Origin of the sequence: Microcoleus sp. S28C3, from assembly GCF_036700785.1 — a bacterium.
GTDB classification, from domain to species: Bacteria; Cyanobacteriota; Cyanobacteriia; order Cyanobacteriales; family Microcoleaceae; genus Microcoleus; species Microcoleus asticus.
The window spans coordinates 1-12536 of the sequence record NZ_JAUBPO010000086.1; the positions used below are offsets into that span (position 1 = coordinate 1).

At 45.1% G+C, this 12536-nt stretch carries 5 protein-coding genes; all 5 read right to left on the reverse strand.

Annotated features, from left to right (window positions below; translation table 11 throughout):
- Positions 1-185: 185 nt before the first annotated feature.
- Entirely contained in the window at positions 186-1193 is a 1008-nt protein-coding gene (locus QUA13_RS23050; protein ID WP_333202235.1) for a tellurite resistance TerB family protein, read from the reverse strand.
- Positions 1194-1357: 164 nt separating this feature from the next.
- On the reverse strand, positions 1358-8008 hold the full coding sequence (locus QUA13_RS23055) for a CHAT domain-containing protein (protein WP_445242741.1): 6651 nt from the start codon (positions 8006-8008) through the stop codon (positions 1358-1360).
- A 347-nt stretch (positions 8009-8355) separates the two neighbouring features.
- Positions 8356-9462: a hypothetical protein gene (locus QUA13_RS23060; protein ID WP_333202239.1), complete on the reverse strand. Its 1107-nt coding sequence runs from the start codon at positions 9460-9462 to the stop codon at positions 8356-8358.
- Positions 9459-11324, reverse strand: coding sequence for a CHAT domain-containing protein (locus tag QUA13_RS23065; protein ID WP_333202241.1), 1866 nt, complete (start codon positions 11322-11324; stop codon positions 9459-9461). Before QUA13_RS23065 ends, QUA13_RS23060 begins: the two co-directional genes overlap by 4 nt.
- A gap of 31 nt (positions 11325-11355) precedes the next feature.
- On the reverse strand, positions 11356-12516 hold the full coding sequence (locus QUA13_RS23070) for a DUF1822 family protein (protein ID WP_333202242.1): 1161 nt from the start codon (positions 12514-12516) through the stop codon (positions 11356-11358).
- Positions 12517-12536 lie beyond the last annotated feature (20 nt).

Below are 12536 nucleotides of genomic sequence, written 5' to 3' on the forward strand. Positions count from 1 at the left end.
TGTTCGTAATTCATCTTATGGGAGCTAATTTTTTCTTTTATTTTACCTAGAAGTAGCGCACTTTCGCAAGAGGTCTAATATTCTGAGGATGGTTAGCAAAAAAACCCAGTTTCTATGAAAATATGGGGTTGAGTAGCAAGACATCTAGAAAGAAACCGGGTTTTTAGCCCCTAAATAAGTCCTGTTTATGCGAGTGCCGAGAATTCGATAGTCTGAATAAACTCGAAAATCTTGTTCAAAATTCCCTCAACTTCAGACTCAAGGGAACCCAATTCATCCCCCTCCTGATAAATTCGCTGACAGCTTACCGTGTAGCAAAAATCGTCAGCGATAAAAGCCATAAGTCCCCGGTAAGCATCCAGCCTAGTAGCCGGGCGCTGGTTTTTCTGCACGCTCATAGTTGCACCCGCCGGCAAATCAACAACCGCGAAATAAGCTTCTTCATCTTCTAAATATTCCGCGTGAAGTAACTTAGAGTTGGCAATATTAGCAATAATTGCCTGAGAAACAAAATTGTCTAAAAAAGACTTGAGATAAGCTTCCTCGCCAACCGACTCGATTGTTTCTTCCACTTCACCCGCAATAGGGAAATAATCAATTTTCAACAAAACACCAAAGTCATCAGAAAATGCAACAGAGCCTTCTTCCTCATCAATTCTACCGCCTCGTTGCTCGTCAACTGGAATCGGGACGCTAAAATTGCCTTCAGGAGATACGTACAATTCCCCTTCTACATCAGACTCTTCGACATCTTCTTGAGAGTATGCAACAATTACATCCTCAATAATTTCCGCAGCTTCCTCGTCTTCCACACCTAATGCTTGCTGGAATTCCTGGAGAAAAGCCTCGTGCTTCTGAGATATTTTTCCATCTGCGACAAACATTGCTGCGGTTATTGCAAAAGTATCTAAAACTAACTCATCTGGTAGTGACTCCCAAGCAGCATTAAATAATGCTCCTAAACCGTCTTGAGTAGCAATACCTGAGAGTCTTTGAAACATTGCTGACATATCATCTTCCGAGTATTCAGCAAATATTTCTGATTCCCAAAGTATGCTTTCTAAGATATCAGCATCTGTGTCAGGGGAATTTGCCGACGCTGCGACAAGTGCTACCGCTGCTAGCGATTCCTCTGGAGTAAAGCTTGCTTTGGATTTGTCTTCAGAATTGAATATTTTATCAAAATTGCCCACTGGTTTTGCTCCACTAGAGTTGAGTTGTCCTCTTCATAGCAAATTTATGACATAAAAAGATAGTAGTCGTCGTTACTCTCCGCGCCGGACACCGCGTTGTGCCGTTTCCCTACAGATATCCCGCCGGACAAGACGCCGTGCCATTTCCCTACAGATATCGCCTATTACCAAGGACTGCCAATGATTGTGAATCCGGCCCAAAACTTCGGATGAGATAAATCTGAATTTGCTACTTGTGCCGATTGAGTAAGGTCGATCGCGCCTTGAGTTCCCCGCAATTGACCGTTTTTAACTAAAATTTGTTTGTGGATCATTGCCAGTTGAGCTTTTCGGAGCGCTTCAGCTTTAATGTTTTCCGATCGCAAATTGCCGTAAAATTCGGTCATCAACCCCAAAGTTCCAATATCATTAACTTTCCACAAACTCGCCAGCGCTGATTTGACACCGCTGCGGACGGCCAGTCCCGCAAAACCCATTTCTGCTGTATTGTCCCCGATCGCAGTTTCGCAAGCACTCAGCACTAATAATTCTACTTGTCGGCGATCGTACCACTTCGCCAACCTAAATTCATCCAGCGCCAAAGAGCGGTTCCACAAATCAATCTCAGCTTCCTTGCGTCCGTTTTCGCCTTGAGCAAAGCTGGCGTGAGTAGCAAAGTGAACAATATCAAAAGCCTGTTGCTGCCGCTGTTTGCTGAGATTGTCTAGGGTAAAGTTTTCGTTGAGAAAAGAGCGTCCCCGCCACAAGGGCAATTCGGCAGCAGGATTGAGAAAACTTTCATTTCTGCTGAATCCCGCTTGATTTTTTCTGTCGCTTCTGGTACCGGCGATCGCAGATAATTCGATCGGCACCGCAGGCAAAGCAGGTTTATCAGTGTGGGGAAATTTGGAAGCACCCATCGCTAAAACTTGAGCGTTTTTCAAACTTTGATACTTTGTGTTAGTCAAACTGACACTGGGAATTGAGCCGAGGCTGTACTTTTCTACTAGAAATTGCTTGCCGTCGTGCAAAGCGGATAGTGGCAGTTGGCGCAAACCTGCATCGAATGAAAAAATTAGCGTATCGATATTTAACGAATCCAATTCTTTAGATATAGGTGAAATCAACCATTGGTAAAGTTGCTGCGCGTTTTCCAAATATCCTCTATCTTCCGAATTTTGTGGGCCCGCCAAATAGCCCTGAAAACTCTTCACTGTTTTTAGCAGTGTTTTGCTGTTAACTGGGGCTTGTTTGAGAATAGGAGGCCCGTCGGGAACTACTAACACTAACGACACTTCTTTGATCCGGACGATGGCGTAAACAATTACAGCTTGCTTTCCGGTTTCCTCCTTGATTTTTTTTAGAGTTTCTCTTAGATATTGAACGTTGATTTTTTTATCCGTGAAATTTTCCCCATAATAATTTTCGTAGTCTTGTTCAAAGAGTTGGTCAATTTGAGCGACAGCATTATTAGCATTGCCTTGGTCTAAAGTTTTTTCGACGAGCGACCTGCTAATTTCTGAGGGAAAGATATTTGGGATATCTGCGGGTGGGGGATTTTCTGCGATGGGAGGGGGAGTGGGAGTTGGTGCGGGAGTTGGTGTGGGTGCGGGAATTGGTGCCGGCGCTGTAGTTGGTGCGGGAATTGGTACGGGTGTTGGAGTTGGTACTGGCGAATCTTGAACTGGCGCTGTATTTATTGCAGCTATTCTCTCCCAAAGATCAGAAAGATTGACATCAAAGGGTTCAGAATTAGCAATCGGTAAACTAGGAGTTTGCTCGATTATTTCCGGCGGAGTTTCTGCGACTGAAACAGTTAAATTGTCAGTAGATGTCTGTGTGGAAATCAGGTTATTTGCTTCGGCTCCGGCAATGGTGTTAACTGACGGGGTATAAGGAAGTTCTAGGGAGATAATTGTTTCATTGTTACGCTCCCAAGCTAATTGGGTATTTCCCGTTTCAGCATTTTGGCCGATCGAGGTTTGTGCTCCCAATAAATCGCCAATTAAAAAAGCTAACTCTCGTTGGGGAGTTTGGCTTGGGCTGACAGCGGGCGCGGGTACGATCGCACTTGTAGGCGCGGGTACGATCGCACTTACAGGCGCGGGTACGATCGAGCTTGCAGGTGCTGGCTGAATCTGAGTTACAGGCTGGGTTAGAGAGGCAAGAGGGGCTGTGGGGGCTGAATTTGGTGCGTTTGAAGCTTGGGGGGCGATCGCCGGTTGAGTGGCGAGGGAGGAGGTGATTTGGGAAACAGAGGGAAGGGTAGGTCTCGAAGCTATGCGGGCAGCAGCGTTTGGGGTTGTCGGAGTTGAGGGTTGTGTGGGGCGCGCGCGCGGTGGCAGTAGGAATGAATCGGGCAATTGAGGTAGTTGGATGTTGAGGGGAAAACCAGGTATCGGATCGGGTGTTGCCGAAGGTGCGGTCGAAGTTTCGGGAATTGGAGCAGGTGCGATAAATATTTGGGGAATTGGGGAAGGTGGGATCGAGCTTTCGGGTGTTGCCGAAGGTGTGATCGAGCTTTCGGGTGTTGCCGAAGGTGCGACGGGTAAACGCGGTGGGAGTTGCGGTGAGGGTGTGCCTGCAGGCGCTGGAGTCGGTGTTGGGGAAGGCGCTGGAGTAGCTGCGGCTGTGGGTGCGGGCGATGGAGTATCTGCGGGCGTGGGTGCGGGCGTGGGAGTAGCTGCTGGTGTCGGTGCGGGCGTGGGAGTAGCTGCTGGTGTCGGTGCGGGTGTTGGAGTAGCTGCTGGTGTCGGTGCGGGTGTTGGAGTAGCTGCTGGTGTCAGTGCGGGTGTTGGAGTAGCTGCTGGTGTCGGTGCAACTATTGGTGGCGGCACGGAAATAATTTGAATGCGATCGCTATCCTGTCTGTAAGTATAACGATAGGACTTCTCCGGCAAAATTGTTTGAATAGGATCAGAATTTCCCCTAGTAATTGCACCCGCCGTTCCATTTGTGGCAGAATCACCGACAATAAACGGCGTTAATCCTGCGCCTCCGTGGCGGATAATTATAGTACCGCCACTGCTATCTCCAGGATTTCCAGCGGTAGAAATGCTAGCATTGATGCCGTTGCTGTCTGTGAAGAAATTGAGCGATCGAAAAAACCTTCCCATCCGAATCTCGACATTGCCTCCCGTACCCTTGCCGAGACTACTTTGAGCGTTAATTAGACTCGCAGTAATATCGCCCGCAGCACTGCGGTTATAAGCCGTGACATTCCCTGCATTCCCCTGCGCCGAAGAGTCAATTTCACCAACAGTAATACTTCCGGTAGCGTCGAGCAAGATACTGCCGCCATTACCAGCAGACGAGGTATTGATATCGCCCGCAGTAATATTAGTTCCAGCGCTCAAAGCGATATTACCGCCATTGTTAGGGGAAGTTGCATCGAGATCACCTGTGGTGATTTCTCCGTTCTCAGTAAACAAAGAAATTCCTGCGGGTGAGGTGATATTTTGGGCGGTAATATTATTGGTAGTAATAATGTTAATTGCAGCGGAACTTTTGGGAATATCATCTTGAATATTGACGCTATTGAGAGGATTGAGGCTGCCAACAGCATCGCCAAAATCAACACTTCCGACATCGGGTTGAACAGTCAGACTGTAAGGCCCGTCAACCGTAGACTTAAAAGTAATATCGCCTGTCTCTAAAATTTTGACCGACAGGTTATTACCTAATGTTACCGGAGCGTTAAAAGTAATGTTGTTGCGGTTAGTTTCGATCTTGCCACTGGCAGTAATAGGGTCATTTGCCTTGACATCAATATTGCCGCCAGTCACAGCAATACTTGGAGCGAAAGTGCGGGAATTAATATCCGATGTCGAAACAGTTCCGCCAGCATTTATGGTGACACTTCCGCCCTTACCATTCGCCGCAGCGGTAATAATTGGGCCGGCAGTTGTGTTGATATTACCGCCGCTTTTAATGCTAAGATTCCCGCTATTGGCGTTGAACCCGCTTAACAATACAGCCGAGTCCCCAATTCCGGCTGTAGTGATATTGTTGGCGGCTTCTAGGGAAATATTGCCGCCGTTGTTGCCGCCCATGGCATTGATGATTCCGGCGGTAGTATCTATAGAACCGCCGCTCTTAAAGGTGATTGAGCCCCCGTCTTGAATGCCACTCGCTCCGATGTCGCTGGTAGTAATGTTGCCCGTAGCATTTAAATTAACAGTGCCACCTTTTTTAGTTGTGAAATCGGGCGAAGAACTATTAAAACTTGTAATTAACACACTTGTAGTGATATTGCCATTTTTATTCGTAAATTCAAGATTTCCACCCTGTAATTTTCCTCCAGCTAAAACCTCACCTATATTAATGTCACCCTTGGTAGTAGATAAAGTAACGTTGCTGCCATTGCCATTCTCAGAAACACCTGTAATTGTAATTCCTACAGTCGATGTTTTGATGCCGCTTTCCGCTTGAAGCGTGACATTTCCAGCAGTGTGATCGCCCGTGACATCGATCGCTCCGACATCTATAGTACCGCCGCTCGTAAGTGCGATCGGGCCGCCATCTAAACTCGCCAGTGCATTGAGATTGCCAGTCGTAATATTGCTGCCAGCATTTAAAGTAATTGAGCCACCATTTTTAGGGCGAAAAATATCCGCTCCAGACTGAAGAGTGCTGCTTGAAATTAAGTCACCTGTAGTGATGCTGCCGTTAGTGCTAGTAAAGTTAATTATCCCCCCCTGTCCGCCCCGCAATGTGCCGTGGTTAGACACGTTACCTGTTTTAATATCACCATTGGTAGTAGATATTTTGATGTTGCCACCTCTATTACCGCTGTTAGAAGTAGCATCTATTTGGCCAGTATTAATAGTGCCATTTACACTTGTAATATTGATATTTGCACCATCTGCTTTCGATGAACCTGTACTATTTGAGCCTATAATATCTAGATTAATGTTACGATTTGCCTGTAACGTTACAGAACCAGGATTGCCGGGGGAATCGTTGTTTCCAGTGGTTATATGTACTCCATTTGGAGGAAAAATAATAGCTCCCTGTTCGCTGATTATTGTAACATTACCACTACTGCCAGTAGGTATTACGTTAGGAACTCCTCCTGCAAAACTCTCTATGCAAAAACTAGGGGAAGCACAGTCTAAAGTAATATCGTTTTTTGCTTTGAGAATAATATCACCCGCTCCACCTGACCCGAAAGAATGTATATCGGCAGTAGTAATGCTGCCACCTGCATTCACAGTAATATCACCGCTACTGCCAAGGGCTTTTGTATTTATAGTAGTAAGTCTGCCTGTAGAAATGTTGCCCCCAGCAGTCAAAGATATATAACCAGCATCACCTCCAAAAGAGTCTGCCACAATCAGGCCCGTTTGAATGTTGCCTGTAGCTTGCATAATTACAGGACCTACGTTATTAGAATTACTTGCATAAGTATCAATTTTTCCTACTACTTGAATGTTACCACCAGATCGCAAAATTACCGATCGCGAACTTCCCAAGATAAATTCATCACCCGTAGTAGCACCAGCCAAAGTTGCATCTGGACTCGTAATTATGATATCTCCATTAAAAGTAATATTTCCAGTACCCGAAGTCGTATCTACCTTGAGGGAAGCCCCCGTATATCCCCCAGAGGTATAGTCATTAGGCTGCATAATTGGATCGTACAAACTGGTAAAATTAGCAGGTTTGCCCGATCGATCGACAATTGACATATTACTGCCACTTCTAAAGTGAGCATCTGTAGATATGATGCCATCACTCACTAAAGTCAAATTTCCGCCGCTGACAAAAGGTGTTTGCGAAAGATGATTCAGGGCCAAAAGATCGATACTTTGATTTCCCTGAATGTAGAGATTACCGCCAGCATTAGCCACAAACGGATTTGCCACACTATCGCGCACCCGCACTGTATTGTTAGCCAGCAAATTCAAATCGCCAGTTGTACGCAACTGACTTTCAACTAATGTCAAATTGCGATTAGCTGACAGCGTTGCAGTCTCCGCAGTTACTTCTTTAGCAGTGACATCTCCATTTTCTACCTGTAAACCAGAACCAGTTAATTCTATTTGCCCTCCAGCGTTGACTGTCACCCCCGTTGCACTTCCTCCGCCACCAGTCAACAACTGCGGCAAAGATGCAACCGGCAACACCCAATTTTGAGGCAAACTGCCCGCTACAGATTGCGGCTGAATCTCCAAACTCAACAGATTTCCCGGTTGACTAATTCTGACTAAACTCTTACCCGGTACAGCCGCAACAGTAATATTTCCTCCCGGTGCAGAAAGTTGTCCCGTACTCAAAACTGTGCCGCCCAATAAAGTTAAATTTTGCCCTTGTCCCACTGCCAGATTGCCTAAATTGACAATTCCTCCCGGTTGTGTATTTGTAAAAGCAAAAGTATTAGGATTTCCGACTAATTGAGTATAATTATTTGTACCAGTCGCACTAAACCAGTTATTGCCAAAACCGATGCCCGTCGCAGTAGTAGCAGTGAAAGCAGCAGGCACGTTCAAACTGGCATTTGTGCCGAAAACAATCCCCGCCGGATTCATTAAAAATAAGTTGGAATTGCCGCCAGTTATTTGAATTAATCCGTTAATCAGCGAAGCATCGCCGCCGACAACTCGCCCTAAAATATTGCGGATATTGGGATTTGATATAAAATTGGCAGTTTGCCCTTGAGTTAAACCAAATTGCTGGAAACTGTGAAAAAGATTCGCACCGTCGCTGGATTGTTGGCCGCCGTTGATGTTGAATTGGTTGCCGCTGGGAGTAATTTGAGTATTGGTGCCGTCGGTTGCGGGGGTAATTTGGGCTGTGGCTGTTTGGGATGGAAAGAAAAGTCCTATTTCCCACATTGCTAAGGCGGTGAAGGAGAGGAAGGTGAGGAAAAAGCGGTTTTTTTTGTGTGTTAGTCTCATGTTTTTTTTAGTAGATGATATCTAGTGCATTCTGATAATTGCGAAAGCCCATCAGCGCCCTCTGACAGTCCCAAAGTCCGCCTGGCAATGAATTCCCTGCCTAATAGCGAAAGTCCTCTGAAGAGGACTGTAGAAAAAAGTTTGGTATTAGTCCACTGAAGAAGACTGTAGAAAAAAAATTGATATCAGTCCACTAAAGTGGACTTAAGCTTTGAGGCATGGAATTCATTTCCTGCCGGAATTAACGTCACAGCCCCTGACAGAATTAACGTCACATCCAGTTACTATTTCCTCTGTTCCCTCCTTTGCAAATCCCGCAATTGCTTCTCTACCTTTTCCGTCATTGGCAAATCTCCCAAAGTTGTATATCCATCTTTTGCCATTTGCAAATATTTCATAGCTTCCAGATTATTTCTCATCGCTGAATGAACTTGTCCCAATCCGTATCGAGCGGCTGTCAACTCCTCAATATCGTCGGGTTTCGCCGTATTAATTACCTTGGAATAGTAGACTTCAGCCTGGGGAACCAGTTGTAGCTTTTCCAGATACAGATCGCCCAACGTGCGATAAATGGGCGGTGTTTTCACGCCTGTTTGTTGTAAACTTTCTAAAATTTCTCTTGCTTCGGCAATCAAGTTTGCGTTAAGATAAACGCTAGAAATTGCTAATTTTTTAGCGTTTTCGTTAGGTACTTGTTTGTCGATCGTCCCAATCTCACTTTTCACCCTTTCCACCTCATTCTCATCCAGCAACCCAAACTCGATATTCCCCTCTCCAACAGCGCTTTCTGATGAAGCACCTGTATTAGCCTCCACAATCAACTTGTAGCTAGCGCCCGGTTTCAGCGCCGGTTCCCCCGCATAAACAGCCTGAGTACCGCTAACAGTCATTTCCCAGTTTAATTTCGCTCCGTTTTCCCGGAGGCTCAACTTATAGCGAGTCGCACCAGCAACCGGATTCCACCGCAAAATAGGCTTGCTGTCGAGCAATTTCGTGTGGCGCGGACTGATAATATAAGGAATTGGCGCGCTATTCCAAGCAATTTTATCGTCGCCGCGATCGGGACATTTAATCAAGTCCTCGCTGCAACCAGATTTCGACTCTTCTTTGGCTAACAAACAGCTATTCAATTGGTTTTCACCCGATGCGATCAACTTAATTCCCAAATCTGCACATTGGAGCGTCAGTTGTGCGTTTTGTGCTGTTCGCAGTGTGTCTCCCGGATAAATCAGCGTACCGCTGGTAGGGCGGACACTTAGCCCGTTTTGGCGCTCGATCGCAACTTCCCCGCTACTATGGATAATCAGTCCGTTGGAGATTCTGTTACTGGCTGCTAGTGCGGTAGTTGCGATCGAGCTTAAAGCTATAAAAACTGCAATCCTGATTTTCACTTGATATTTCCTTTTGCTTGTAAACGTTGCTGGGCAATCTGGATACATTCATCTTGTTTCGGCACGCGGTAATCTGAATATTTAAGCGCCTGATTCCAGGCTTCTAAGGCTGCTTGCGGCTTACCTTTGATTTCGAGAACCTGTGCTAAAAGGCATTGAGCTTCAGGGCTATCGTCTCTGAATCCTATTGCTATTCTTAAATCTGCTTCAGCAGCGTCATATTGCTTTTGTTTAAACCGCGCCCAACCCCGATTTTTGAAACAAGCGGATTTTACTCCGTCGTGTTGAGTGTTTGCCAAACAAAGGGCGATCGCTTTTAAAGCTTCTTCGTGTTTATTATCGAGCAGGAGCGATCGCGATCTTTGAGCATAAGCATCAGGAAGTCCCCGCCACACTGCGTTTTGCATTGCCTTAGACGCACATTCATCATCATTCAATTGGTCGCACAATATAGATAAATTATAGTAAGGCTGTGCATAATTGAGGTTTATTAAAGTTGCTAAGCTGTAGTATGATTTAGCTATTAAAGGTTTATTCAAACGGTGGTTTTTTATACCAAGTTGATTCGCAACTGGGGCAAGAATTGGACCGATTAACATATAACTGCTAGCGGTAGTAGCTAAACCGATTCCCAGGCGGCGCATCAAATTAGATCTCATAATAGAGATATCGTTATTTAGGCGCGCGATCGCTGTATCGCCCAAAATATCTCCCGCCGGAATAACAGGGCGATCGCACCCCAACTCTAGTAATTTTAACCCCTCAAATGTTGGATGCTGACACAGCATCGGTATTCCGCTCGCCCCCGGAAATTGATGTTCATAGCGCAGCAAATCATCCTTAGCTTTTCGCACCGCCAAAAACAGAGGTTCTTTGAGTGCCAAATATCTAAACAAAGATTTCACAAATTCCTGAGCAATGAAATCCGGGATAGGAGCCCGCATCACAATTACTGACGGTAAATAAATGCCCTCAGTCACCAAATCTGCTGCTATTCCCAGACTCGAACAGGAATTGAAAATTAGTAACTGCAACCCTTTAAAAATAGCTTTTTTCAGGCCTTCTTTTAAATCCTCTAAACTAACAGTATTATTTTGAAGCTCTTGATTGATATATAGCAGTCCATTGGCAGCATTAATATCGCTATCGCTATGTCCTGCATAAAATAAAACTTGCCAGCCTTTTTCATCAAACAAATGGTCGCGAAACTGTTGAGGTGTCGGTTCTTCAAGAAAATTTATATCGCAACGCTCGCCCAAATATTTTTTAAGCTCTTTTGTATCTTTTCCAACATCAATTCCCTTGCTGTTGCCTACAACACCTAAAATTCTACCTCGCGAAGGTAGAGGCATTCCCCCTATAGTTGCCTGTTGAGGAACTTTTCCATATTCTGGGGAACTGCCGATGATTTCCGAGTTGCGGTAGTCTTCGCGAAATTGCCACGCATCCCAAGGCAACTGCCAAATCAGAGAGTTATTGCACTCTAGAAATATTTCAACGCATTCCGATGGATTGCTGATTTGTGTTCTGAGTTGCGCCTCAATTTTTCTGTAAAATTCCTCAGCACTCAGCCACTTATTCATCTCTTGTTTCAAACCTCGATATATAGCATCAGGCTTGTCTTCAGAAATATTTGTTGTACCAGCAGACTTGATTTTGATCCGAGAACCGCTTCTGTTATATTGGGATGCGCCACAACTAGCGCTCCACCTTTTATGCAACTCCTGAATTTGAGGCGCTGGTGGCAAGCTTGCGAAACGTTGAGCTACAGTTTCTCCTTCTTTTTTTAACTCCGCTGTCACATGAGAAAAACCATTTTTTAAATCCCCATACCCCAAAGCCAAGATGACAGTCCAGCTCATAAATTGTATGCGATTGCAGTTAATTAAAGTATCATACCACAAAAGTTTCTGTTATGCTTAAATCATCTAAAGTTACTCGAATACTAAAGCTCTCGTCTGGCTCAACGTGAAAATCGTTCAGCAAAATGCACAAGTTCTGAACTGTTGCTTCTACCTCGTGTAGATTGTCTCCGGTGTCTGATATTAAGGACAGTTTAATATTGACTGGCAGGTAAGGTTGTCCGATCGCCGGATGCAGTTGGACGTGAACTCTGAGAGTGCGATCGTCCTCTTCAGCAACAGCAACCAACAAAGCAACACTCGTCCTTCCCAAACGCATACCCAAGTCAATCAATTTAGCCCGCGTGACATCAGCTTCGGGAAACCTATTGATACTGCTTTGACTGCCCTGCAACGCAGATTCGGCTCTCGAATTTCCACCTCCTCGGAAGGCAAAATTGGGGGTTTCGTCAGGAAAAAGTAGGTCGTCTAAATTTTGTTTACCTTGCTCAAATTTCTGCCAACCTGTTTCGGCAACATTCTTAAACCAATTGCCTAAATTAGATTTCACTGGGTTTTCAATTTCAGTAGGAGAAGTCTCCGGCTGCGGATTAAAGATTGATTCAACTGCCTCCCAATCTGATGTAAATACATTCTCCAGCCACTGACGCAGATTGACTTGAGATTCAGATATATGTTCGAGGTGGAGCAAGAAGTCATCTAGGGAATACAACTCCCTCAATACTAATTCCCCAGTACCCGCAGTTGAGGAAAATCCCAGCAATCTCGCTTCCTTTTCATCTTCATCAATATCTACTACCAGATAACCGATGCGCTCCTCTCTTGCTTCGGGGGGAACGTGACAATTATTGGATAGGTTTTGCGGCAAATTGATGCGATTATTTTCTCCAGATTTCGCCAAACTTATCAGCGGAAGGCATTCGATTTTTCCTAGATTTTTGATATATAAATCAGCCACATTTTCCAACAAGCGAACAACTGGATTCCAGCTATCGCAGTTAGTTAAATTGGTTTCAATACCTAAAAGCGTCAAGTAATCGCGGACGGCCAACACAGCCAAAGTGTTGAAATAAACTTGTTCTTTTTTTTTGGGGTGGCGCTGTTCGGAAGCAAATTGCCGTGCTGAAAAAATTGCCTTTTGGGTAATAGGCATTGGCAAGGATTGGTTTCCGATACTGTTACTTTGTGCCATTGTTAACTCCTTTAATGATT